This is a genomic window from Campylobacter ureolyticus (assembly GCF_027277485.1).
GTDB classification, from domain to species: domain Bacteria; phylum Campylobacterota; class Campylobacteria; order Campylobacterales; family Campylobacteraceae; genus Campylobacter_B; species Campylobacter_B ureolyticus_B.
On the sequence record NZ_JAPXGQ010000012.1, the window covers coordinates 14529 to 38498 of the forward strand.

Annotated in this window: 23 protein-coding genes and 1 other RNA gene; 21 read left to right on the forward strand and 3 right to left on the reverse strand. The window is 28.8% G+C overall.

The annotated features are described in order from the left end of the window. The first annotated feature begins 225 nt into the window (after nucleotides 1–225). The 4 genes from O6B72_RS07305 (at nucleotide 226) to O6B72_RS07320 (ending at nucleotide 4401) form a co-directional block, all read left to right on the forward strand. On the forward strand, nucleotides 226–1230 hold the full coding sequence (locus tag O6B72_RS07305) for a Fe(3+) ABC transporter substrate-binding protein (RefSeq protein ID WP_269487639.1): 1005 nt from the start codon (nucleotides 226–228) through the stop codon (nucleotides 1228–1230). Further along, nucleotides 1221–2843, forward strand: a complete 1623-nt coding sequence (locus O6B72_RS07310) for an ABC transporter permease (protein ID WP_269492697.1) — start codon at nucleotides 1221–1223, stop codon at nucleotides 2841–2843. The genes O6B72_RS07305 and O6B72_RS07310 overlap by 10 nt, the downstream gene beginning before the upstream one ends. Beyond that, nucleotides 2843–3448, forward strand: a complete 606-nt coding sequence (locus tag O6B72_RS07315; protein WP_269492698.1) for an ABC transporter ATP-binding protein — start codon at nucleotides 2843–2845, stop codon at nucleotides 3446–3448. The genes O6B72_RS07310 and O6B72_RS07315 overlap by 1 nt, the downstream gene beginning before the upstream one ends. A 185-nt stretch (nucleotides 3449–3633) precedes the next feature. Further along, a complete protein-coding gene (locus tag O6B72_RS07320; protein WP_269492699.1) occupies nucleotides 3634–4401 on the forward strand; it encodes a hypothetical protein in 768 nt (255 codons plus the stop codon). Between the two features lie 88 nt (nucleotides 4402–4489). Here O6B72_RS07320 and O6B72_RS07325 read toward each other — a convergent pair whose 3' ends face one another. Together O6B72_RS07325 and O6B72_RS07330 are read right to left on the reverse strand one after the other, a co-directional pair. Continuing rightward, nucleotides 4490–5236 carry an SDR family NAD(P)-dependent oxidoreductase gene (locus O6B72_RS07325; protein WP_269492700.1) on the reverse strand — a complete coding sequence of 249 codons (747 nt, stop codon included), beginning with the start codon at nucleotides 5234–5236 and terminating at the stop codon, nucleotides 4490–4492. Continuing rightward, nucleotides 5233–6264, reverse strand: coding sequence for an HdrB C-terminal domain-containing protein (locus O6B72_RS07330; RefSeq protein WP_269492701.1), 1032 nt, complete (start codon nucleotides 6262–6264; stop codon nucleotides 5233–5235). Before O6B72_RS07330 ends, O6B72_RS07325 begins: the two co-directional genes overlap by 4 nt. Nucleotides 6265–6349: 85 nt before the next feature. Between O6B72_RS07330 and O6B72_RS07335 the strand changes: the two genes are divergently transcribed. The 3 genes from O6B72_RS07335 to hemG are packed head-to-tail and all read left to right on the forward strand — an operon-like array spanning nucleotide 6350 to nucleotide 9654. Continuing rightward, nucleotides 6350–7174, forward strand: a complete 825-nt coding sequence (locus tag O6B72_RS07335; RefSeq protein WP_269492702.1) for a thiamine-phosphate kinase — start codon at nucleotides 6350–6352, stop codon at nucleotides 7172–7174. After that, nucleotides 7143–8261 carry a tRNA pseudouridine(13) synthase TruD gene (gene truD, locus O6B72_RS07340; protein ID WP_269492721.1) on the forward strand — a complete coding sequence of 373 codons (1119 nt, stop codon included), beginning with the start codon at nucleotides 7143–7145 and terminating at the stop codon, nucleotides 8259–8261. Before O6B72_RS07335 ends, truD begins: the two co-directional genes overlap by 32 nt. A gap of 55 nt (nucleotides 8262–8316) precedes the next feature. After that, entirely contained in the window at nucleotides 8317–9654 is a 1338-nt protein-coding gene (gene hemG / locus O6B72_RS07345) for a protoporphyrinogen oxidase (RefSeq protein WP_269492703.1), read from the forward strand. Between the two features lie 37 nt (nucleotides 9655–9691). Here hemG and O6B72_RS07350 read toward each other — a convergent pair whose 3' ends face one another. Next, nucleotides 9692–11383: a DUF4209 domain-containing protein gene (locus O6B72_RS07350; RefSeq protein ID WP_269492704.1), complete on the reverse strand. Its 1692-nt coding sequence runs from the start codon at nucleotides 11381–11383 to the stop codon at nucleotides 9692–9694. A gap of 80 nt (nucleotides 11384–11463) precedes the next feature. Here O6B72_RS07350 and rnpB point away from each other — a divergent pair. The 14 genes from rnpB (at nucleotide 11464) to O6B72_RS07420 (ending at nucleotide 23611) form a co-directional block, all read left to right on the forward strand. After that, an RNA gene (gene rnpB, locus O6B72_RS07355) (RNase P RNA component class A) lies at nucleotides 11464–11792 on the forward strand. A 142-nt stretch (nucleotides 11793–11934) separates the two neighbouring features. Beyond that, nucleotides 11935–12888 carry an NAD(P)-binding domain-containing protein gene (locus O6B72_RS07360; RefSeq protein WP_269492705.1) on the forward strand — a complete coding sequence of 318 codons (954 nt, stop codon included), beginning with the start codon at nucleotides 11935–11937 and terminating at the stop codon, nucleotides 12886–12888. Beyond that, entirely contained in the window at nucleotides 12885–13595 is a 711-nt protein-coding gene (locus tag O6B72_RS07365) for a tRNA1(Val) (adenine(37)-N6)-methyltransferase (protein ID WP_269492706.1), read from the forward strand. The genes O6B72_RS07360 and O6B72_RS07365 overlap by 4 nt, the downstream gene beginning before the upstream one ends. Next, nucleotides 13588–13959: a YkgJ family cysteine cluster protein gene (locus tag O6B72_RS07370; RefSeq protein ID WP_269492707.1), complete on the forward strand. Its 372-nt coding sequence runs from the start codon at nucleotides 13588–13590 to the stop codon at nucleotides 13957–13959. Before O6B72_RS07365 ends, O6B72_RS07370 begins: the two co-directional genes overlap by 8 nt. Further along, nucleotides 13935–15197 (forward strand): tetratricopeptide repeat protein, encoded by a 1263-nt coding sequence (locus tag O6B72_RS07375; protein ID WP_269492708.1) that lies wholly within the window; start codon nucleotides 13935–13937, stop codon nucleotides 15195–15197. The genes O6B72_RS07370 and O6B72_RS07375 overlap by 25 nt, the downstream gene beginning before the upstream one ends. Next, on the forward strand, nucleotides 15194–15982 hold the full coding sequence (gene trpC / locus O6B72_RS07380) for an indole-3-glycerol phosphate synthase TrpC (RefSeq protein WP_269492709.1): 789 nt from the start codon (nucleotides 15194–15196) through the stop codon (nucleotides 15980–15982). Before O6B72_RS07375 ends, trpC begins: the two co-directional genes overlap by 4 nt. A 26-nt stretch (nucleotides 15983–16008) precedes the next feature. Next, the gene (locus tag O6B72_RS07385) at nucleotides 16009–16506 is read left to right on the forward strand and encodes an HIT family protein (RefSeq protein WP_269492710.1); all 498 of its coding nucleotides are present in this window, start codon (nucleotides 16009–16011) and stop codon (nucleotides 16504–16506) included. A 13-nt stretch (nucleotides 16507–16519) separates the two neighbouring features. Further along, nucleotides 16520–17530: a bifunctional 3,4-dihydroxy-2-butanone 4-phosphate synthase/GTP cyclohydrolase II gene (locus O6B72_RS07390; RefSeq protein ID WP_050335063.1), complete on the forward strand. Its 1011-nt coding sequence runs from the start codon at nucleotides 16520–16522 to the stop codon at nucleotides 17528–17530. Nucleotides 17531–17545: 15 nt separating this feature from the next. After that, nucleotides 17546–18718: a Y-family DNA polymerase gene (locus tag O6B72_RS07395; RefSeq protein ID WP_269492711.1), complete on the forward strand. Its 1173-nt coding sequence runs from the start codon at nucleotides 17546–17548 to the stop codon at nucleotides 18716–18718. A 10-nt stretch (nucleotides 18719–18728) separates the two neighbouring features. Next, nucleotides 18729–19268: a hypothetical protein gene (locus O6B72_RS07400; RefSeq protein ID WP_269492712.1), complete on the forward strand. Its 540-nt coding sequence runs from the start codon at nucleotides 18729–18731 to the stop codon at nucleotides 19266–19268. 26 nt (nucleotides 19269–19294) lie between these two features. Continuing rightward, nucleotides 19295–20104 (forward strand): prolipoprotein diacylglyceryl transferase, encoded by an 810-nt coding sequence (gene lgt, locus O6B72_RS07405; protein WP_269492713.1) that lies wholly within the window; start codon nucleotides 19295–19297, stop codon nucleotides 20102–20104. Nucleotides 20105–20195: 91 nt separating this feature from the next. Continuing rightward, nucleotides 20196–20879, forward strand: coding sequence for a fumarate reductase cytochrome b subunit (locus tag O6B72_RS07410; RefSeq protein WP_050335056.1), 684 nt, complete (start codon nucleotides 20196–20198; stop codon nucleotides 20877–20879). Between the two features lie 13 nt (nucleotides 20880–20892). Next, nucleotides 20893–22899: a fumarate reductase flavoprotein subunit gene (locus O6B72_RS07415; RefSeq protein ID WP_269492714.1), complete on the forward strand. Its 2007-nt coding sequence runs from the start codon at nucleotides 20893–20895 to the stop codon at nucleotides 22897–22899. After that, nucleotides 22892–23611 (forward strand): fumarate reductase iron-sulfur subunit, encoded by a 720-nt coding sequence (locus tag O6B72_RS07420; RefSeq protein WP_018713890.1) that lies wholly within the window; start codon nucleotides 22892–22894, stop codon nucleotides 23609–23611. Before O6B72_RS07415 ends, O6B72_RS07420 begins: the two co-directional genes overlap by 8 nt. The last annotated feature ends 359 nt before the right edge of the window (nucleotides 23612–23970 follow it).

Below are 23970 nucleotides of genomic sequence, written 5' to 3' on the forward strand. Positions count from 1 at the left end.
AATTAGAGAATGGATTTGATGCTATGTTCTTTTAATGTTTTTAACTCCTTTGAGAGATATCATTTAAATATCAAAACTACTTTTTAATAATAAATTTCTTGCAGATATTTATTATGTTTATTATATCTATAGTAAAAAAGATAAACCACCAAATTCTATCTGTAAATTACTATTTGTTTACCATTATAAATTATAATAATTAATATCATTATATAAAGGAAAAAGATGAGAAAGATTATTTTTTCGGCTTTGATTGTTGCAAGCTCTTTGTTTGCAGACTCTGTTGTCAATGTTTATTCTTCAAGACATTATGACTCAGATAAGATGGTTTTTGATGCTTTTACTGAAGAGACAGGCATCAAAGTAAATGTCATACAAGATAAGATAGAGGCGATTACTCAAAAACTTGAGCTTGAGGGCAAGGATACAATAGCTGATGTTTTTATGACAGTTGGTGTTGGCGATCTTTATAATGTAAAGCAAAAAGGACTTTTACAACCAATTAGCTCAAAAATTGTAGATGAAAATATACCACTAGATTTGATGGACAAAGATAAAAACTGGGTAGGTGTAACATACCGTGCTAGAGTTTTGGTTTATGATCCAAAGAAGATAGACAAAAAAGAGCTCTCAACCTATGAGGCGTTAAGCGGTGATAAATTTAAAGGCAAAATTTTAACTCGCTCATCAACATCATCATACAACAAACACCTAATAGCCTTTTTGATAGCAAAAGATGGCGAGGCAAAGACAAAAGAGTGGGCAAAAGGTTTGGTTGCAAATTTTGCAAGAGCTCCAAAAGGAAATGACAGAGATCAGGCAAAAGCCATAGTTTCAGGTGTTGGAAGTGTGGCTATAATGAATAGTTACTATATGGGTAGAATGTCTGTTTCAAAAGATCCAGTAGAGCAAGAGGTTGCTAGAGATTTAAAGGTATTTTTTCCAAACCAAAACGATGGAGGAACTCACATCAATTTAAGTGGTGCTGGTGTTACAAAATATGCTAAAAACAAAGATAATGCAGTTAAGTTTATAGAGTTTTTAACAACTCCAAAAGCACAAGAAATTTTTGCCAAGACAAATTTTGAGTTTCCAGCCAACCCAAAAGCAGAGCCTGCTGATATCGTAAAATCATGGGGAGAGTTTAAGAAAAGCAAGATTGATTTTGATGAAATAGGCAAAAACCTCACAAAAGCTCAAATGATAGCTGATGAGGTAATGTGGAAATAGTGCGTATGATGAAGCGCTTTAAGAGGTGTGATACACCTCTTATTTTTACTTTTGTCTGTTTGGCTCTTATAATATTTCCAATTATCTATATATTTTTTGGGATCTTTAACCAAACAAACGAATCGACTGAATTTTTGTTTAAAACACAGCTTAAGTTTTACATAAAAAACAGCTTTATAATACTTTTTTTTACAGGAATTTTTACAGGCATTATAGGAACTTTTTTAGCCTATTTTGAGACATTTTATGAGTATAAATTTAAAAATTTCTTTAAATTTACCCTTATTTTGCCATTTGCAATCCCTAGCTATCTTTTTGGGTATATTTATGTTGATTTTTTCAGTTATTCTGGCTGGTTAGTAACTTTTTTAAGGCAAAATTTTGATATAAGAGTCCATTTTGACATTATGAATATTTATGGTGCTATTTTTGTGCTAACGCTGGCTTTTTATCCATATGTCTATATCATCTTAAGAGGATTTTTAAAAAGGTTTCCGCAAAACTATATAGAAGCATCGCAAAATTTAGGTTGCACTCAAGTAAAAACCTTTTTTAAAGTCATCTTGCCTCTTAGCAAACCTGCAATTATAAGCGGCATGACGCTTTGTTTGATGGAGTGTTTGAATGCTTATGGAGTGCCAAACTATTTTGGACTTCATGTATTTAGCACAGGAATTTATAAGGCTTGGGTTGGGTATAGCGACTTAAATGCAGCTATAAAACTTGCTTCGATTTTGCTTTTTTTAGTCTTTTTTATCATAATAGTTCAAAAGTTACTGCAAAAACCATATGCCATAACTGTTACAAAAAGACAAAAGATAAGAGCTAAAAAATTAAGTAAAAAGAGCGAAATTGCTGTTGTTTGTCTAATTTTTTTATTTTTATTTGTAGCTTTGTTTTTGCCACTTCTTCACATTTTTATCTGGCTTTATCAAAGCTATAGCGATATAAATTTAATTTCGCTTTTTAATCTAAGCAAAAATACAATTTTACTTACAACATTGTCAGCCATGCTAATAGTAGTTTTTTCTCTGTTTATCAACGAATCTTTGAGGCTAAAAGAGGGCAAGATCAAGGAAATAGCAACTTCATTTGCAAATATTGGCTATAGCATTCCAGGCTCAGTTGTAGGTATCTCGATGCTTGCGATATTTATAAATATCGACAAGTCAATGCAGTGGTTATATCGGCTTTTAGAGGTGAAAGCAACTCTTTTTTTAACGTTAAGTCCTTTGGTTTTGGTCTTTGCTTATATGATCAGGTTTTTGTCTTTAGGATATATGGGAGTCCAAAATAGCCTAAACCAACAAGGAAAAAAATACTATGAAGCCTCTTTAAGTCTTGGAAAAGGAAAACTAAAAACATTTTTTTTGGTGGATCTGCCAATGATAAAACCAGCTATTTTAAGCTCATTTATACTTGTTTTTATTGAGATAATCAAAGAGCTTCCATTAAGTTCGCTTTTGACTCCGCCAAATTTAAAAACTCTAGCTTTTGAAATGGATAGATATGCCAGTGATGAACAGCTAGCTTTAAGTGCGGCTCCTGCTATTGTGGTTGTTGGCATAAGTTTAGCTTTGCTGGTAATTTTAAATAAAATAAAGGATAAATAGTGTTTTTAGAGCTAAAAAATATCTCTTTTTCATATAAAAAAGATCAAAACCTAATCTCAAATTTAAACTTTTCTTTGCAAAAAGGAAAACGTCTAGCAATACTTGGCGAAAGTGGAAGTGGCAAAAGCACGATTTTAAGACTAATTAGTGGCTTTGAGAATTTAGATAGTGGAGAGATTTGGCTAGATGGTCAAAATATCACTTTTTTACCACCAAACAAAAGAAATATAGGCTATCTTTTTCAAGACTATGCGCTTTTTCCACATCTTAAGGTTTGGCAAAATATAGGCTTTGGCATAAAAAATAATAAAAAAAGAGTTGATGAGATGCTTGAGCTGATTAGAATGAGTGAATATAGAGATCTCTATCCCCATGCTTTAAGTGGTGGTCAACAACAAAGAGTAGCACTTGCAAGAGCGTTAGCAATAAAACCTAAACTTTTACTTCTTGATGAGCCATTTAGCGCTCTTGATGCAGGTTTAAGGATAAAAATAAGAACCGATATAAAAGAAATTTTAGATAGCCTTGAGATAACTTCTATTTTAGTTACTCACGACCTAGATGATGTTAAAAACTTTGCAGATGAAAACTTTATGCTTAAATAAGGGCAGTAGCTTTTAAAATCTACATTCACATTGAGAAAAAATACAGCCATTTAAAATCAGATATTTAAAAAGTGCAGTTACAAATAACCAAGCTAAAAATATCTTAGATGAGATTAAGGCTTTACTTGATATTATTGAAGTTTTAAATTCTAAAATTTATAAAGTATAAAAACAAGGATTTTGTTTTGTTAAAAACGGCATTTAACACTTTTTCAAATAAACGAGATTACGATAAAGAGCCGATAGTTATTAAAGATTATAGTTACTTTTTTGGTGTTTCGTTGAGATTTATTTCATTTTTTATAGGCATAACAATTGTGGTTAGCGTTATGTGTATAACAATGAATTTAATAAAAGAAAAAATTGAAATTTGGTTTTTATTTGCTCCTTTGATAGTGCCTTTAGCACTTGTTTTTTATGATTACTATTCTTATGTTGTAAGGGATAATTATACGCTTTATTTTACAAATAATTCTATTAATTATATGTTAGATGGTAAATTAAAACGAAAAATTGATATAAATGAAGTGCCAAATTACTTGTTAAAATCTTTTTGGAAAAACAAGCTTGATACCCAAGCTGTTATAATTGTTTTAATAATTGTGATTTCTATATTTGCTTATTTACTTATTAGTTTAAGCAAGCCTACACCAAATGAAATTTATTATTTTACTGCCTTGTTTTTTATATCTCAATTGTTTGGAAATATAATATTTAAAGTGCTTTTATATTTACATTTAAATAAAACTTTATTTGGATTTAGGGTTTTTCCTACTTTAATTTTAGCTGAACCCATAAATCCTAAACTAGGAACTCCTAGTGAGTTTTTCAATAGGCAAAAATACTATTTTATATATTTTTATAATGAACAAATTTATGATGAAGTTAGAGAGTATTTTTTGCAAAATTTAGGTTTTGATATTGATAAAACTAAAAAATTAATTACATTTTAATGGATAAATTACAAATAGAGAAGCGTTGCAAAACAATAGCTTGAAATTTAATTATAAAAACAACAAATTTTTTATAGTAATTATAAACTCATTTTATTGTGAATCCACCATCAACGACTAAATTTGCTCCTGTTATCCACTTTGCTTCATCACTTGCCAAAAATAGAGCTGCATTTGCCACATCTTCTACGCTTCCAACACCGCCAAGTGGATGAGGTTCGTTAAACATCTCATTAAATGCCTCTTTGCCGATTTGTTTTTCTAAATTTGCCACGGCATTAGTTTTTACCGTTCCAGGAGATATTGAATTTACTCTTACATTAAACTTTGCCACACTTAAAGCATCTTGTTTTGTCATGGCTATTATAGCGCCTTTACTTGTGCTATATACACTAAAAGCTTCACTTGCAACCATTCCAAGAACAGAAGCAATATTTACTATATTACCACTTTTTTGTTTGATCATTTCTAAAAGTGCGTATTTGCTCATTAAAAAAGTGCCATTTACATTTAAGTTTATTACCTCACTCCATTCATCAAAACTAAGTTCAAATGATGGTTTTGTTGGACCTGTAATTCCTGCATTATTTACCAAAATATCAATTTTTCCAAAGCTTTTTATGGCAAATTTATAAATTTCTTTTACACTGTTTTCATCTGTTATATTAGCACTAAAAAATTTTGCATTTTTTCCAAGATTTTTAATAACTTCTTCGTTTTTATGTCTTGCTATGACTAAAACTTTAGCTCCATTTTCTATAAAAGTTTCAGATATTTTTGCACCAATTCCACTTGTTGCACCAGTTATAATAGCAACTTTATTTTTTAATTTCATAGTATTTTTACCTCTAATTTATGATTTTTAAACTCTATCTTTTCGCCCTTTAAAAGTGATAAAAACTCATCTGCCATTAGTATATAAAAGTTATTTAAACTTCTATTTTGCGTTTTTTGAAGCTCTTTACTAAGTGTGTCAAACATATAAAAAGCTCTTTTATCATTTACTAGCAAAAAATCAGCCCCGTTATCATAAGCATTAAATAAAATTTCACCTGCTAAATTTAAAGCAACTTTTTTATCAAATTTTAAAATATCATATCCAATATTTTCATTTTCAAGTTCAAAATTAACTAAATTTGCTACAACTTTAACCAAATTTTGTAAGTTTTTATCACTATAAACTGCGATATTAAATTTTGAAAAATCAACTTTTTTTGTTGCATTTTTTATCTCTTCATCACTTACTATATTCTCTTTTTTTGAAAAATTTAAATTTAACATTTTAGCTAGATTTTTTACTATCTCATCGGTTTTAAAAGGATCTTTAAGTAAAAATTGTGGTTTTATATAATAGATTATTTCATTTTTAATTAAATTTAAAATTTCATCCTTTTTATGAGGAAATTTTTCTATTAGATAGTTTGCAAAAACAAATGCCGAATTTCCTAAAAAATCATCTTTAAATTCCATTATTTTACTTGAATAAAACAAAGGCTCTAATTTTAAAAAAAACTCTTTTTCATTGTTTTGTCCTAAAATTTCACTAAATCTATCATAGGTTTCTATAAAATCATCATTGTTAATTATTAAATCCTTTGTAGAGCGAGTTTGGCAAAGTGCAGAGATATTTATAAAATTACCAGTTTTTTTAAAAATGTCATCTAAATTCTCATCCAAATTTACAATTTTTTCATTTATTTTTACAAATTCTGTTTTTCCAAATTTAAAGTATGGATCGTTTCTTTTAATATCTAGTAAAAGCTCTCTTAAAGTTAAAAACTCAAAATGCTCATAAATATAAGGCTTATAATAACTTTCTAAATCTATTTTTCTATCAAAACGAAAAAGTGATATTTCAACCATATTTTTCCTTTAAAATTTCGTTAAATTGTATCAAATTTAATCTTATAAAGAGTTTTTTATCAAAATTAATATAAAATAATAAGTTATGGATAAAGAAAGTTTTGTAATATCAAAATTCAGTAATAAATTTATCGGAGATGACGGTGCAGTGCTTGGAAAATGGGTTTTAAGCAAGGATCTGTTTTTGGAAAATTCCCACTTCAAAATGGGCTGGTTAAGCTTTTATGAAATAGGAAAAAAGGCAATGAGTGTAAATTTAAGCGATGCTATTGTGATGAATGCAAAGCCTAAATTTACATTAATTGGTTTAATGCTTCCTAAAAACATAACTTTTAAAGAGATTGATGAGCTTAAAAATGGAATTTTAGATATTTCAAAACAATATGGAGTTAAAATAATTGGCGGTGATACAGTAAAATCCGATATTTTGGGAATTAGTGTAAGTATTATATCTTATGCAAAAAAACCAATTTTTAGAAAAAAACTTAAAAATGGTGAGCTATTAGCTTTTACAGGGAATTTAGGAGGAAGTCTAAAAGGGCTTAAAACGCTTCAAAGATGTGCGAAAAACTATAAAATTCTTGGCAAAAACTCACGATTTAGAAATATTACTTTAAGGGATAAATTTTTTTACAACTCATCAAAATTCATAAACTCAGCTATGGATATAAGTGATGGACTTGCGTGCGATTTGCCTAAATTTATAAAAAATAAAAATATTAAATTTATAAAAAAGCTTAAAAAATATGAGTTTTTAAGCGGCGAAGAGTATGAGGTGCTTTTTAGTTTTAGTAAAAAAAACAAATTTAGAATCATAAACGAGGCTAAAAAAGCTAGGATAAAACTTACTATTTTTGGAGAAACAATAGATGGAAAATATAAAAAACGAGCAAGAAATTGGCATTTTTAAACCACTTTTCACTCTTGATCATTCACCCATAAATGTACATTTTAGTAAAAATTCAGATGATTTTGTAGTTAGAGAAATTCCACTTTATGAATTTAGCGGTGAGGGTGAGCACTTGATACTAAATATCGCTAAAAAAGGACTTACAACTTTTGATGCACTTCATATTTTAAGTGATTACTCAGGCGTTAAAATGAGGGATTTTGGATATGCAGGACTTAAAGATAAAGAGGGTTTTACAACTCAGTTTATCTCACTTCCTAAAAAATTTGAAAAAAACTTAGCAAATTTTTCTCACGAGAGTTTAAAAATAACTGATACTTTTACACATAAAAATAAACTTAGAATTGGTCATTTAAGCGGAAATAGTTTTTTTATAAAACTTAAAAAAGTTAGTGAAGTTGATGCTTTAAAGCTTAAAAATGCTCTTTTAAATTTGGATAAAAATGGCTATGCAAACTATTTTGGCTTTCAAAGATTTGGCAAATTTGAAGATAACGCAAAAGATGGTGAAGAAATTTTAAGTGGAAATTTAAAGATGAAAAATCCAAAAATTAAAAATTTCTTAATTTCAGCTTATCAAAGTGATCTTTTTAATAAATGGCTTAGTAAAAGAGTTGAAATTTCAAAATTTATCAGAGATTTTAATGAGAATGAAATAAATAAAATTTATGGATTTGATAAAGAGATTGTAAAAGATTTAAAACTTCAACCTAATTTTTTTAAACTTTTTAATGGGGATGTTTTGGGACATTATCCATATGGAAAACTATTTTTATGTAAAGATTTAACAAGTGAGGTTGAAAGATTTTTAAAGCGCGATATTACTCCTTTTGGCTTACTTCCTGGAAATAAAGCTTTTGACAGTGAAGATTTAGCAAAAAATATAGAAGATGAAATTTATCACCCTTCATTTAAATTTATTGAAAAAATGAATGGAAGCAGGCGTTTTGCATGGTGTTTTTTAAAAAATGTTAGTTACAAATACACACCTGAATTAGCCCAATTTAGCATGAGTTTTGAACTTACAAAAGGAAGTTATGCAACTGTGGTTTTAAGAGAGATTTTGCATAAAGAAATTTTTGATTAAGTCAAGTTTTTATAAATTTATTGTAATATAAGGTTTAAATTTACAAGGAGAGAGTATGAAAATAGCAGTCATCGGCGGAGGGATAAGTGGCTTAACAACAGCTTTTTATCTAAATTTTTTTGGCAATAGCGATGGTGATAAATACGATATAACAGTTTTCGAAAAAGAAAAAGAGCTTGGTGGAAAAATGAGAACTAAAAACATAAAAGGGTTTTTAGTTGAAGAAGGAACCAATGGTTTTTTATCAAATAGACCTGATACCTTAGAACTTTTAAAATACGCAGGCATAGAAAATTTACTTTTAAAGAGTAATGACAATGCAAGAGTTAGATTTATTTATAAAGATAAGCTTTATAAAATGCCAGAAGGTGCAAAAGATTTCTTTTTAAGTGGGATTATGTCACCACTTGGAAAAATAAGAGTTGCATGTGAGTATTTTATACCAGAAAAAAAAGATGACATGGAAGAAACACTTCAAGAGTTTGGTTATAGAAGAGTTGGAAAAGAATTAACTGAAACTTTTTTAGATCCAATGGTTGCAGGAGTTTATGGCTCAAGTCCTGATAAAATTTCAGTTAATGCAAGTTTTGAGAAGATAATAGCTATGGAAAAAAAATATGGCGGACTTATAAAAGCAATGCTTGCTATGAGAGCTAAAAGTGCTGCTCCAAGTGGAGTTTTAATGAGTTTTAAAGGTGGGTGTGAGACCTTAATAAAAGAAGTTGGTAAAAGATCAAATGCTAAGATTGTTACAAATTTTGAAATTTCAAAAATAGAAAAAAAAGATGATAAATTTATACTAAATGGTGATAAAAATTTAGAGTTTGATAAAGTTATTATTTCAACTCCTGCTTATAGAGCTTGTGAGCTTTTAAACAAGCTTCTTCCAGATACTTCAAAAAGACTAAAAGCTATTGAATATACTCCTATTTCTGTAGTTGGGCTTGGATATGAAAACCTTGATCACGCTTTAAGAGGTTTTGGACTTTTAACAACAAGCTCATCAAAGCAACCAGTGCTGGGAATTTTATGGGATAGCTCGATATTTTTTGATAGAGCGCCTGATGGTAAGGTACTGCTTCGCGTTATGATAGGCGGTCAAAGAGATAAAGATCTAGCCTTAAAAGATGAAAAAACATTAGTTGAGCTTGCAAGACTTGGCATAAGAAATACGATGGGAATTTCTGATGAGCCGGTAATGACGTACGTAAAAAGACATGAAAAAGGCATACCAAATTATAATTTAGGTCACCTATCAAATGTGGCTGAAATTTTTAAAGACATAAGGCAAACAAAAGGACTTTATTTAAATTCAAATGCCTATAAGGGCGTTGCTATGAATGATTGCATTAAAAATTCACGTGAATGCGCAAGGGATGTTTTACAAGGTTAAAATACAAACCAAAGTGTTTTCTTTGGTTTGTTAAGTTTTATTTATATGGCATGTTGTAAATTAATCTAAAGCATAGCCACCATAAATATATGATTCCCACTTTATCAATATTGTCATCTACAAGAGCATGAACTATTTCGTTTCTTAAATTATATGATGTTGGTTGTATTAATAAATATTGTAATTCTTTTATTAGATCTATTTCTAGTATCTCTTGTAATTTTTCTTCTTTTAGGAGTTTATTAAGGCTTTTTTCTGTTTCTATTCCACAGTTATCAATTATGGTAGTTGTAACATTGTTTTCTTTTAAAATAAATCTAATTAGGTACTCTATTTGGGGTATTAGTATATGTGCTGATAGTAAAAATTCATGCTCAAAACCAAGATGTAATCCTTTTGTCCAAAGATTAACTCTGTTTTTATCTATAAGTAAAGAATTATTACATATATTATAAATATACTCTTTGGAAATTCTGTGCTCCATTAAAATTTGGTTTAATGCTGGAATAATAAAGCTATATACTGTAAGACTAAAGTGTATATTGTAATTTATAGATAAAACTATATTTTCATATGGCTCCTCTGATATTTTTTTACCATCTTGTGATAATTGTATGTGTTTAAACATTGATGCTATTGAGTTTTGAGAGATATTTTCAGATTGTTTTTTTAAATTAGTAAAATCAACTCTTTGTCCGCCATTTGTAAAAAATCGCAATGCAGTAGAAATATCTTTATTTTTTACCATATTTATACTACTATCTGTTAAATTACTTATATTAATAGGTGAAATTTCCAGACCTTCAATGCTTCTTAGTTGTATTTTATTAGTTCGCTCAATTTTTCCATAAAGAAAATCTTTATCTATATCTAAATTTTCTTTTATTTTATTGGGAAGGGAATAATACTCTTTTAATGCCATTTCGTAGTAGCATGAATAGTTTTTATTATTTCCAAGTTCTATATAAGTGTTGATTATTTCAATAGTTGTATTATTTTCTTCGTCTGTATTGCCAAGAATTATATACCAGTTTCTAATTTCTTCTAGATAGCTTATTTTTTGTGCGTTGTTAGTTTTAATTTTTAGTTTTTCTATTATTTCATATTTTAATTTATCTTTTAATTGTAATTTTTTTAAAATATCATTAAGTTTGAGTATATAGTTATTGTTTTGTAAATTTAAAAATGCATTAGTAGTCCTGTTTACTATTTCGCTTAATAACTCTTTATTTTTTGTGGAATTTGCAAGAAATATAGCTCTTTTATATGAGCTGATAGCTTCACTAAATTCAAGGGCATTATCAAAATTATCTATAGGAAATTTAGAATATTCTTGAATAGCTATTTTTAAATATTTTATATCTTTTGGTTTATAGTAAATCCATAAAATATCGGCTATTCTAGCTTTAATTCTAAAGTCTTTACATTCATTTAAAATTTGATTTAAAAAATATAATTCATCTTTTGTTAAATCATCAGGTAGAAAAGTTCGTTTTTGGTAGTTTTGAAACATTGGAATAAATGGTTCATTATAGCTATCTACTTTTAGGCCAATAGAACAAATATTTGATAATAAATTTAAAATTTCTTTTGCATTTTTTGAATATTTGTAAGACTTAGTTAATTTATTAAAAATTGTACTATAATTTAAACAAGTTTTATTTTTTAAATTTTGTAAAATTTCCATGTAGTCTAATTTTGTAAAATTTTCAAGCGTTAAGACATCCATTCTTCCCCTTTTTTACTACATTATAACTAATCTTCTTAAATTCATAAAATTTTTATTGATTTTTTGTTAAAATATCTTTTTCGGTGCAATGAACGATCGCGTTAATACGAGGAAAGTCCGAGCTGCTCTAAGATGTAGTTCCATTTAACGAATGGCTGGGGTAACCCAAGGGATAGTGCAACAGAAAGTAAACTACCACTTTGTTTTTATAAGGTGGAAAAGGTGAAATGGTGGGGTAAGAGCCTACCAGCGTTTTTGGTAACATTAACGGCTTTGCAAACCCAACTTGCAGCAAGAAGGGATGGTTTAATCTTAGAATAAAACCCTTCGCTTGAACTAAATTGCAAAATTTAGTCTAGATAAATGATCGTTTGAAAAACAGAACTCGGCTTATAGTTGCACCGAAATTTCATTTAAATAAAATATTAAAGCTATTATTACTATTTTTTACGTTTGATTTAATTTGGTAAAAATGACTTGGATATTTGCATTTGTTTATCAAAATGATATTATAATATAGCTTTAGAATGTTTTTACAAAAAGGTAATATTATGCAAACAATTTATGACCTTGCCATTATAGGTGGCGGACCGTGTGGGCTAGCCTCGGTTGTGGAGGCCAAAATAAGTGGAATTAATAAAGTTTTACTTCTTGAAAAAGGCTCAAACCATTCTCAAACAATCAGAACTTTTTATAAAGAAAATAAAAGAGTTGATAAAGAATACAAAGGTTTAGATAGTGAAACAAAAGGTATGGTAAAGTTTGAAACTGGCACAAAAGAAGATGTTTTAAACTACTTTGATACCCTTTTGGATAGTGAAGATATTGATGCGTTTTTTAATACAGAAGTTGAAAAAGTTAAAAAAAATGAAGATGGATTGTTTGAAATTTATGCTCCAAAAACTCATTATTACGCTAAAAAAGTAATAATTGCAATAGGAAGAATGGGAAAACCTAATAAGCCTGATTATAAAATTCCAAGGTCACTAAATCCCGTTGTAAATTTTAATCTTGATAAGTGTGGAAGTCATGAAAAGATTTTAGTTGTAGGTGGTGGAAATTCAGCTGTTGAATATGCTATAAGCCTTTCTAGTAATAATATTGTAACGCTTGCTTATAGAAAAAGTAATTTTACAAGATTAAATGCGATAAATTTAAAAGATATCGCCCATGAAGAAAGATATGGAAATATTATTTTAAGATTAAACTCAGATATTGAAAGTCTTGAAAATGAAGAGGGAAAAGTTGTTGTTAAATTTAAAGATGGCAAAGAGTTTGTTTATGATAGAGTTATTTATGCCATAGGTGGTACAACTCCGGTTGATTTTTTAAAAAACTCAGATGTTGAGATAGATGAAAATGGTATTCCAATAGTTGATGAAAATTGCCAAACACATATCAAAGGTCTTTATATCGGTGGTGATTTAATAACAAAAAATGGCGGATCTATAGTATTTGCCCTAAATCACTCAAGTAAAATTGTAAATAATATAAACTCTTTATGATAATTTATCAACTAAAAGATGGCTATCGCTACAATAGTGATACCATCATGCTTTATAATTTTATTTTTGATATTAGTCCAAAAGGTGATATTTTAGAAGTTGGGGCTGGATGCGGAGTTTTAGGACTTTTATTAAAAAGAGATTTAAAAAATGCAAATTTAACTTTAATGGACATACAAAAAGAAAATATAAAATTATGTGAAATAAACTCAAATGAAAACAGACTTGATATAAATACTATTCTTGCTGATTTTAAAGAGTTTAGAAGCGATAAAAGATATGACGTAATTATCTCAAATCCACCATATTATCACGATGGAGTTATAAAAAGTGAAAATTTACATCTAAATATAAGCAGATATTCATCAAATTTAAGTCTAAGTGACTTAATTCAAAACTCAAGCACTCATCTTAAATCTCACGGATCTCTTATATTTTGTTATGATGCAAAACAGCTTATGAATGTAGCTTATCTACTTTTAAAAAATAAATTTTGTATGACAAAGCTCAAATTTATTTATCCAAAAATTGGCAAAAGAGCAAAAATTGCTTTGATAGAGGCAAAAAAAAGTTCAAAATCTTTATGTTTGGTTGATGAGGGATTTTATTTAAGTGATGAAAATGGTTATACAAAAGAGGCTTTAAAGCTTTTTAAAAAAGCCAATTTAGAAAGTAAAGATATTGTTTTAGGTAAAAATTATGATTAAAAAAGATGGGTTTAATTATTGCTTTGATGAAAAAAAATGTGAAATTTGCAAAGGAAAGTGCTGCACAGGAGAAAGTGGTTATATTTGGATAGATGAAAGTGAAATTAAAGCTTTGGCAAAATACTTAAATTTGAGTTTAGATGAGTTTAAATTTAAATATTTAGAAAAATTCGGAGTCAGGTATAGTATAAAAGAAAGTATTTATAAAAATGGTTATAAATGTACTTTTTTTGACGAAAAAAAATTAAATTGTTCTATTTATGAACATCGTCCAAAGCAGTGTAGAACTTTTCCGTTTTGGGAATATTTTAAGAAAAATTATAATGAATTGGAGAAAGAATGCATAGGTGTAAAAAAATTATAAAATACCTTTTTATAGCACTTTTTTGTCTAAATTTAAATGCCTTTGATACAAAATCTTACGATGAAAGCTTGAACGTATTTAAAGCACTTTTATTAGAAGAAAAAGACCCAAAAGATTCAGTTTCAATTTTTACATACTTGTATGATAAGACAAAAAAACCTGAATATTTAAAAGAGGTAATAAAAATACTTTATAATTATGAAGATTTTACAAATTTAGGTTTTTATCTTGAAAAAGGAAGTGTTGTATTAAAAGATGATGATGAGTTTTTAAGGATAAAAATAGCCTATCTTTTATCGAAAAATAGCCTTTATGAAGCTTTAAATTTAGCAAGAAATCTTACTAAAGTAGATAATAGCGCAAGAAGTTTTATTATTTTAGGAAAAATAGAAGAAGTTTTAAATTTACAAAATGAAGCTTTTAAAAGCTATAAAAAAGCCTATGAGTTAGATAAAAATGAGATAAATTTTTTAAGATATGTAAAAGCTTTATTAGGTATGAAACAAACAGATGAAACATTAAAAGAGCTAGAGAGTTATAAGAAAGAAAATGGCTGTTCTTTGGCGGTTTGCAGTATGTTAGTCGATATTTATAGACAGCAAAATGACTTTGACATGGTTGTAAAAATTTGCGAAGAGCTTTATAAAGATACGAAAAATAATAAATTTTTAGATTATATTCTTAATTTTTACATAACCTTTGAAGAGTATGATAAAGCTGTAGATCTGTTAAAAAAATATGACTATAAAAATAAAATGTTGGTTGAGTTATACGGTTTTTTAAAACAAAATGATGAGGCTATAAAACTATCAAAAGAGTTTTTTAAAAAGACAAATGATACAGAGTTTTTGGCATTAGAAGCAATGAATTTATATGAAAAAAATACCCCCAATGTAAATGAAAATTTGCTAAAAGAGATTTTGGATAAATTTGATAAATCTATTAAAGATTTAAATAATGCAACTTATGAAAATTATTATGGATACTTATTGATTGATCATGATGTTGACTATAAAAAAGGCATTGAGTTTGTTAAAAAGGCACTCTTAAAAGAACCAGATTCTCCTTATTATTTAGATTCGCTTGCTTGGGGATATTATAAGTTAAAAGAGTGTAAAAAAGCTGATGAAATTATGAAGCAAATCAGCTATAAGTTTAGTGATTTTTTAAACAGTAGTGAGGCAAAAGAGCATCTTGAAGCTATAAATAAGTGTTTAAATAGCGGAGATATAAAATGATACTTGATGAAATTTTAAAAAAAACAAAATATGACTTAGAAAAAAGAAAAAAAGATATTCCTTTTGATGTTCTTGGTAGAAGCCTTTCGGCTAATCCTTTTATTACAAGAGATGTAAAGACTGCCTTAAAAACAGATGAAAAAGATCAATTTAAAATAATAGCTGAAATTAAAAAAGCAAGTCCTAGTAAAGGTATTATAAGAAATGATTTTGAGCCAGTAAATATTGCAGTAGAGTATGAAAAAGGTGGAGCAAACGCCTTTTCAGTTTTAACAGAACCGCATTACTTCAAAGGGAATTTAGAGTTTATCCCACAAATTAGGCGCTATACAAAAATACCAATTTTAAGAAAAGATTTTATTGTTGATGAATATCAAATTTTGGAAAGTTTAGTTTATGGAGCTGATTTTATTTTATTAATTGCTAAAGCACTAAGTAAAAATGAGCTTAAAAATTTACTTGAATTTGCTCATAGATTAGGTCTTGAAGCTTTGGTTGAAACACATGATAAAGAAGATATTAAAAATGCTATTTTTGCTGGAGCAGAGATATTTGGCATAAATCACAGAGATTTGCAAACTTTTGAGATGAACATGGGTTTAAGCTCTGATTTAATTCCACTTATTCCAAAAAATAAAATAATCGTTGCTGAAAGTGGACTAAAAGATAGTGAACAATTAAAACAATTGCATAAAATCGGTGTTGATGCATTTTTAATTGGTGAAACTTTTATGCGAGAAAAGGATGTTAGAAAAGCTATTTTAAAAATGAAAGGTTTAGAATAAAATTTTAAAAATAAAAAGGAAGTAAAATGGGTAATAAGTTAGAATATCTTTGTGCACCTTGGAGAAGTGAATATTTTAGCCATAAAAAAAGTGAATGTGTATTTTGTGATATTGTAAATAGTAGAGAAAATGATAAAAAAAATGGTGTTATTTTTAGAGCAAAACACTGTTTTGGTGTGATGAATTTATACCCATACAGTCCTGGAGCTTTTATGGTAATTCCTTATAAACATATTGACAACATTGAAAACTTAGATGATGAAATTTGGACTGAAATGAGCAAATTTGTTAAAAAGGGTGTTGAGGTCTTAAAGAAATATATTGGCGCAAGTGGCGTAAATATAGGCATGAATTTAGGAAGTGCAGCAGGAGCAGGTATCGCCCAGCATGTGCATTATCATTTAGTTCCAAGATGGAGCGGGGATACAAATTTTATAACTACAATAGGTTGTGTTAGGGTAAATGGTGTTCCTTTTGGAGATATTTATGAAAAAATCAAATTAGGGTTTGAAGAGCTGAAATAATAAGGAGAAAAAAATGGGTTTTGTGAGTATAGAAGAAGCTATAAAAGATATAAAAAATGGGAAAATGATAGTAGTTGTCGATGATGAGGATAGGGAAAATGAAGGAGACTTGGTTTTTGCTGGAGCTTTTAGTGATGTTGAGAAAGTAAATTTTGCCATAACTCACGCAAAAGGAGTTTTATGCACACCGGTTAATAAAGAAATTGCTAAAAAACTTGGTTTTGATCTTATGGTAAAAGATAATACATCAAATCACGAAACCGCTTTTACTATAACAGTTGATGCCAAAAAAGCAACAACTGGAGTAAGTGCAGTCGAGCGTGATATGACTATAAAGCTAATTACAAATTTTTCAACTTCGACAAAAGATGATTTTGTCTTTCCAGGACATATTTTTCCATTAATTGCAAAAGATGGTGGAGTGCTTGAAAGAATTGGTCACACAGAAGCAAGCATTGATCTTTGCAAACTTGCTGGACTTGCCCCAGTAAGTGTAATTTGCGAAATAGTAAATGAAGATGGAACTATGGCAAGAAGAGATGATTTAGATAAATTTTGTAAAAAATTTGATTTAAACATGGTAAGCGTAGCTGATTTAGTAAAATACCGTCTAAAAAATGAGACTTTGATAAAATTTAGCGAGTTAAAATATGGAGAATTAGCTGGTATTAAGGTTAAGTTTTATGAGGTAATTGACCATAAAAATAACATTCAAAGAGTTTATATTTTTGGTGATATTTCAAAAACTTCAAATGTTAAATTTCATAAAATTTCAAGTGATTATGAGTTTTTAACAACTGACAAATTTAGTGAATTTAAAAGAAGCTTAGATATTTTAGAAAATGAGGGTGGGGTTTTAATAATGTTTGATGCACTTCAAAATGGCTCTATGAAGGATTATGGTATAGGAGCTCAGATATTAGCTCACTTAAAAATAGAAAAAATAAATATTATTAGTAAAAGTCACAATAGAGATTTTGCTGGACTTAGTGGTTTCGGGCTTGATATTATAGGTTATAAATAGGTTTAAGTATTGATTTTGCACATTGATTTAGATTGCTTTTTTGTAGCAGCTGCAAGGATAAAAGATAAAAGATTAATTGGTAAAAATGTAGCTGTTATTGGAGGTGGACTAAATGAAGACTTTGGTGAAACTAATAGTGATATAAACAATTCAGTTGTTTTAAGTGCTAGCTATGAGGCTAGAAAGTATGGAGTAAAGTCTGCTATGGTATTAAAGCAAGCTAAAGTATTGTGCAAAAATTTAATAGTTGTAAAATCAGATCATCATTTTTACAAAGAACTTTCAAAAAAGCTTTATAAATTTTTATATACATTTACTCCAGATATTGAGCAATTCAGTATTGATGAGTTTTTTTTGGATCTAAGTGGAACAAATGCTATGAAAGATCCATTGAAATTTGCCAAATTTTTACAAAATGAAATTTTAAATAAATTTGAACTTCCATCAAGCATTGGCATAAGTGATGCAAAATTTATAGCTAAGCTTGCAACTGATTTAGCAAAACCTTTTGGTATTAAGATTATTAAAAAAGATGATTTTGATACAGTTTTAAAAAATATTGATATTTCTAAATTTCCTGGTGTTGGAAAAAGTGCTTTAAAGCGCCTTAATAAATATGGTATTTTTACTATAGGAGATGTAAAAGGGTCCAAATTTATTTTTGAAAAACTTGGTAAAAGTGGTATAAAATTATATGAAAACATTACAGGAAGTGGTAAGAACTTAGTCGAAACAAACTCAAAAAGAAAGAGTTTTTCGCATGGCAGGACTTTTAAAGCTATAAGCAATAGAGATGAAATTAAAAGGCGAATTTTAATTCTTTGTAGATATTTGTGTTTTGATATCTATAAATTGGGTCAAAATCCAACTAAATTTGAACTAAAGATAAAATATTTAGATAAAATTACTATCACTAGATCTCTAACTTATAAGTTTAAATTCTATGAAGGCGTTTTGCATCAAATTATGAATGAGCTTTTTCAAAGATGTGATGAGTTTATAAATAAGCCAATTATTTATATAAGTGTTGGAGTTAGTGGTTTTGTTGAAGAGAAAAATATAGAAAAAACTCTTTTTAATGAGATAAAACAAAGTGATATTGAGATAGATAAGGCAGTGCAAGTTATACGAGAAAAATACGGTGTAAATTCACTGCTTTTTGCAAAAGAGATAAAAGCTAAAAATTAAAAGGAAAAATATGAAAGTAAGAGATCTTTATGCGATGATTTGTGTGATATTTGCTACAAATTTTAAAGGTGTTATCAGCGAAGATAATTTTAAAAAAATGGCTCCTAAATGGATTTTACAAAATGAAACAGTATCTAATAAAACAGCTCATGAAATTTGGCAAAAAGCTTTAAAAGAAGATTATAGTGAAATTTGTAAAGATTATGAGAATTTAAAAAAGTTTTTTAAAATGGATTATTACTGTCTTATAAGTAAAACAGATATGAGTTTGTTTTTTGAAAAAGCAAGATATCAAAAACCTTTTAAAGAGTTAGATGAAAGCCATGCTGCAAATATGCTTGCATTTTTAGCAGCAATTTTAAAAAGCGATGATGGAGAAAAAACACATAATTTTTTAGGGCTTTATTTAACAAAATATTTTATGGAAAGTTTTAGAGCTTTAAGTGAAATTTTAAAAACAAAATCAAAAAGCGATTACTATAAAGCACTTGGTTGGTTTTTAGAAGATTACTTAAATATGTTAAAAACTACTTTAGGACTTAAAATTTAAATTTTAAAAAAACAAATTGGAAAAATATGAATTGGTGGAATGAAATTTATAACCATTTTGATCCAGTGGCATTTGAAATTTTTGGCTTAAAAGTGCATTGGTATGGGCTTATGTACGTTATAGCACTATTATTGGCACTTTTTTTAGCCAAATATTTTGCAAAAAGAAGTAATTTTCCTTTTAGCGATGAAATGCTTGATAAATATTTCATTTTTGTTGAAATAGGTGTTATTTTAGGTGCAAGACTCGGATATATTTTTATCTATTCAAATGAGCAAATTTTTTATTTAACTCATCCTTGGGAAATTTTTAACCCATTTTATAATGGCGAATTTGTAGGGATTAGTGGCATGAGTTATCATGGTGCTTTAATTGGTTTTGTTATTTCTACTTATATTTTTTGTAAAAAATATAAAGAAAATTTATGGCTTTTGCTTGATTTGGTGGCTTTAAGTGTTCCGCTAGCTTACGTTTTTGGAAGAATTGGAAATTTTTTAAACAAAGAACTTTTTGGTAAAGTCACAGAAGTTCCATGGGGAATTTATGTAGATGGAGCTTTGCGTCACCCAAGCCAACTTTATGAAGCTTTTTTAGAAGGTATTTTAATTTTTATAATTTTAATTTTTTATAAAAAATATAAGAAATTTGATGGGGAGCTAATATCTATTTATGTTATATTGTATTCATTAATGAGATTTATAAGTGAAATATTTAGAGAGCCAGATATCCAGCTTGGTGTGTTTTTAGGTTTTAGTATGGGGCAAATTTTATCTTTTTTAATGCTTATTTTTGGTGTAATTGTCTATTATTATCATTTAAAAAATATAAACAAATAATCAAAAAAATTTAAGCAATTAAAAAGAAAATTTAAGATATAATTAAACAATAGTGAAACATAGTTAAAATTTTACTAGTAAAGGAGTTCTTATGGTAAATAAGATTGAAGGGTTTTTAGGAAAATCCGTTGATGGTAAAAAGAGCCGTATTCCGGCACTTCAAGATAAGTTACAAAGTATCACTGGACTTATTTTGGCAGCTTTTATGATCTGTCACATGCTTTTTACAGGTTCTATCATCATCGGTAAAGGTGTTTTTGAAGGCATTGTAAGTTTTGCTGAGCCTTTTGGAATTTGGCAAATTACAAATTTAATTGCTTTTTTTATCTTTTGTGTTTTTGTTCTACATGCGTTTTTAGCAATGAGAAAATTTCCGCAAAATTATGCGGCTTTTAGAGCATTTAGAGCTCACAAAATTAGATTTAATCACTGCGATACTACTTTATGGTGGTTTCAATTCATTACAGGATTTTTATTATTTTTCTTTGCGAGTGCGCATCTTATAACTATTATTTTTGGTGAACAAATTACAGCCGAGGTTTCAGCTTTTAGATTTGGTCAGTTACATCTATTTTATTTTGCACTTTTACTATTTACTGTAGTTCATGCTGGCATTGGAGTTTATAGACTTTATGTAAAATGGATAAGCATTGATGGTGCTAAAAAAGAAGAAATGATAGCTCATAGACAAAAAGTTAAAAAAATTATATTTATAGTTTGGGGCTGTTTATTTGTGCTTTCAGTAATAGCTGATTTTGTTTGGATAGCTCAGTAAGAAAGGGAAATTTATGAAAATAATATATTGCGATTCTTTAGTAATTGGTGGTGGTTTAGCAGGTCTTAGAGCTGCTGCGGCAACTGCTGCAAAAGGAAATAGCACAATAGTTTTAAGTCTTTGTCCAGTTAAAAGATCTCACTCAGCTGCTGCACAAGGTGGTATGCAAGCAAGTTTAGCAAATTCAAAAATGAGCGAAGGCGATAATGAAGATGTGCATTTTGAAGATACAGTTAAAGGAAGCGACTGGGGTTGCGATCAACAAGTTGCTAGGATGTTTACTCAAACAGCACCAAAAGCAATTAGAGAGCTAGCTAGTTGGGGTGTTCCTTGGACAAGAATAACAAAAGGCGATAGAGATGCGATTATTAACGCACAAAAAACAACTATCACTGAAAAAGATGAAGTTCATGGTTTAATTCACTCAAGAGATTTTGGTGGTACTAAAAAATGGAGAACCTGTTTTACAGCTGATGCTACAGGACATACAATGCTTTTTGGTGTTGCGAATGAATGTACAAAACACGGCGTTGATATAAGAGATAGAAAAGAAGCTATTGCACTTATCCATAAAGATAATAGATGCTACGGTGCTATAGTAAGAGATTTAATAGATGGTAGAATAGAGGCGTATGTTGCTAGGGGAACTTTAATAGCAACAGGTGGTTATGGAAGAATTTATAAACAAACTACAAATGCTACTATTTGTGAGGGAATAGGTGTTGCAATAGCACTTGAAACAGGCGTTGCACAACTTGGAAATATGGAAGCTGTTCAGTTTCACCCAACACCAATTGTTCCAAGTGGAATTTTATTAACTGAAGGTTGTAGAGGTGATGGTGGAATTTTAAGAGATGTTGATGGACACCGCTTTATGCCTGATTATGAGCCTGAGAAAAAAGAACTTGCTAGCCGTGATGTTGTTTCAAGAAGAATTATGGAACACATCAGAAAAGGAAAAGGTGTAAAAAGTCCTTATGGTGATCATGTTTGGTTAGATATTTCTATATTAGGAAGAGAGCACATAGAGAAAAACCTAAGAGACGTTCAAGAAATTTGTGAAACTTTCAATGGTATTGACCCAGCAGATACAGAAAAAGATGAAAATGGTATTGGAAAAGGTTGGGCTCCAATTTTACCAATGCAACACTATTCAATGGGTGGTATTAAAACAAAACCAACTGGAGAAAGCCCTACATTAAAAGGACTATTTAGTGCTGGAGAAGCAGCTTGTTGGGATATGCATGGATTTAATAGACTTGGTGGAAACTCAGTTGCTGAGACAGTTGTAGCGGGTATGATAGTTGGTGATTATTTTGCTGATTATTGTAAAGAGCATGATATTGATATAAACACAAAAGATGTTGAAAAATTTGTAAAAAAAGAAGAAGATTATTTAAAAAGTCTTGTTGAAAAAGATGGCAAATATAATGTTTATGAGATAAAAAACAGAATGAAAGATGTAATGTGGGAAAATGTTGCTATCTTTAGAACAGGTGAGGGACTTGAAAAAGCTGTTAAAGAACTTGAAGAACTTTATAAAAAATCACTTGATTTAAAAGTTGAAAATAAGGCTTTATTTGGAAATCCTGAGCTTGAAGATGCATACAGAACACCTATGATGCTTAAACTTTCACTTTGTGTTGCAAAAGGTGCGCTTGATAGAACTGAAAGTAGAGGAGCTCATTATAGAGAAGATTATCCAAAAAGAGATGATGCAAACTGGCTAAAAAGAACACTTGCTTCATGGAAAGAGGGCGATACAATGCCAACTATCACTTATGAGCCGCTTGATATAATGAAAATGGAAATTCCTCCTAAATTTAGAGGTTATGGTGCAAAAGGAAATATCATTGAGCATCTTGATAGTGCAAAAAGACAAAAAGAAGTTGATGAAATAGTTGCTAAAATGAAAGAAGAAGGAAAAAGTAGATATGAAATTCAAGATGCGTTAATGCATTATGAGTTGCAGCCTAAATTTAAAGCACCAAATGAAAGAGTAGGAGTTGAAAATGAGTAGAAAAATAACTATAAAAGCATTAAAATATAACCCTTTAAGTAAAATTTCAAAGCCACATTTTGCTTCATATGAGCTTGAAGAAACTTCAGGTATGACTTTGTTTGTGGCACTAACTCAAATAAGAGAGAAATTTGATCCAGATTTAAGTTTTGACTTTGTTTGTAGAGCTGGAATTTGTGGAAGTTGTGGTATGCTTGTAAATGGTAAACCAAAGCTTGCTTGTAGAACTTTAACAAAAGATTATGAGAGTGGAGTAATTGAGCTTATGCCTCTTCCTGTATTTAGCTTAATCAAAGATTTAAGTGTAAATACTGGAAAATGGATGGCAAATATGGATAAAAGAGTTGAGAGCTGGATACACACTACAAAACAAACTGATATCTCAAAACTTGAAGAAAAAGTTGATCCAGAACTTGCTCAAAAAACATTTGAACTTGATAGATGTGTTGAGTGCGGACTTTGTGTTGCAGCTTGTGGAACAGCCATCATGAGAAGTGACTTTTTAGGAGCTGTAGGATTAAATAGAATAGCAAGATTCCACCAAGATCCACTTGATGAAAGAACTGATGAGGACTTTTATGAGTTAATTGGAGATGATAGTGGTGTGTTTGGCTGTATGTCGCTTCTAGGATGTGAAGATGTTTGTCCTAAACACTTACCATTACAAAATCAAATAGCATTTATACGCCGCAAAATGGCAAGTGCGAAGTAGAAATTTACTACACGAAATTTAGCAAGGTTTTTCCTTGCTAAATTTTACTTTTTTATTATATGCTCTCAAATTTTTAAACCAATTTTTCAAAAATAACAACTTTTAAATTGGTCAGTAATTTTATATAATATTTTAAATTATTTAAAACGATTTATCAAAATAAATTCTTGAATGTAAAATAATAATTTCAATTAATATCATAAAATTTATGTAAAATTTAAGCATTTTTAGATATTTAAATTAAAAAAAATTGTAAAAACAGATTAATTTTTATCGAGATTGTTTAGTGACTAAAATCATATTTTTATAGACATATTAAATAAAAGAATTTATAACGCAACAAATTTAACAACTGTAAA

What these genes read in the sequence shown, in the direction of transcription:
- O6B72_RS07305 (WP_269487639.1), top strand. Translation starts at nt 226, where the DNA reads ATGAGAAAGATTATTTTTTCGGCTTTGATTGTTGCAAGCTCTTTGTTT.
- trpC (WP_269492709.1), top strand. Translation starts at nt 15,194, where the DNA reads ATGATACTTGATGAAATTTTAAAAAAAACAAAATATGACTTAGAAAAA.
- O6B72_RS07410 (WP_050335056.1), top strand. Translation starts at nt 20,196, where the DNA reads ATGGTAAATAAGATTGAAGGGTTTTTAGGAAAATCCGTTGATGGTAAA.
- O6B72_RS07370 (WP_269492707.1), top strand. Translation starts at nt 13,588, where the DNA reads ATGATTAAAAAAGATGGGTTTAATTATTGCTTTGATGAAAAAAAATGT.
- hemG (WP_269492703.1), top strand. Translation starts at nt 8,317, where the DNA reads ATGAAAATAGCAGTCATCGGCGGAGGGATAAGTGGCTTAACAACAGCT.
- O6B72_RS07325 (WP_269492700.1), bottom strand. Translation starts at nt 5,236, where the DNA reads ATGAAATTAAAAAATAAAGTTGCTATTATAACTGGTGCAACAAGTGGA.
- O6B72_RS07415 (WP_269492714.1), top strand. Translation starts at nt 20,893, where the DNA reads ATGAAAATAATATATTGCGATTCTTTAGTAATTGGTGGTGGTTTAGCA.
- O6B72_RS07330 (WP_269492701.1), bottom strand. Translation starts at nt 6,264, where the DNA reads ATGGTTGAAATATCACTTTTTCGTTTTGATAGAAAAATAGATTTAGAA.
- O6B72_RS07390 (WP_050335063.1), top strand. Translation starts at nt 16,520, where the DNA reads ATGGGTTTTGTGAGTATAGAAGAAGCTATAAAAGATATAAAAAATGGG.
- O6B72_RS07365 (WP_269492706.1), top strand. Translation starts at nt 12,885, where the DNA reads ATGATAATTTATCAACTAAAAGATGGCTATCGCTACAATAGTGATACC.
- O6B72_RS07375 (WP_269492708.1), top strand. Translation starts at nt 13,935, where the DNA reads ATGCATAGGTGTAAAAAAATTATAAAATACCTTTTTATAGCACTTTTT.
- O6B72_RS07400 (WP_269492712.1), top strand. Translation starts at nt 18,729, where the DNA reads ATGAAAGTAAGAGATCTTTATGCGATGATTTGTGTGATATTTGCTACA.
- O6B72_RS07335 (WP_269492702.1), top strand. Translation starts at nt 6,350, where the DNA reads ATGGATAAAGAAAGTTTTGTAATATCAAAATTCAGTAATAAATTTATC.
- lgt (WP_269492713.1), top strand. Translation starts at nt 19,295, where the DNA reads ATGAATTGGTGGAATGAAATTTATAACCATTTTGATCCAGTGGCATTT.
- O6B72_RS07385 (WP_269492710.1), top strand. Translation starts at nt 16,009, where the DNA reads ATGGGTAATAAGTTAGAATATCTTTGTGCACCTTGGAGAAGTGAATAT.
- O6B72_RS07360 (WP_269492705.1), top strand. Translation starts at nt 11,935, where the DNA reads ATGCAAACAATTTATGACCTTGCCATTATAGGTGGCGGACCGTGTGGG.
- O6B72_RS07350 (WP_269492704.1), bottom strand. Translation starts at nt 11,383, where the DNA reads ATGGATGTCTTAACGCTTGAAAATTTTACAAAATTAGACTACATGGAA.
- O6B72_RS07420 (WP_018713890.1), top strand. Translation starts at nt 22,892, where the DNA reads ATGAGTAGAAAAATAACTATAAAAGCATTAAAATATAACCCTTTAAGT.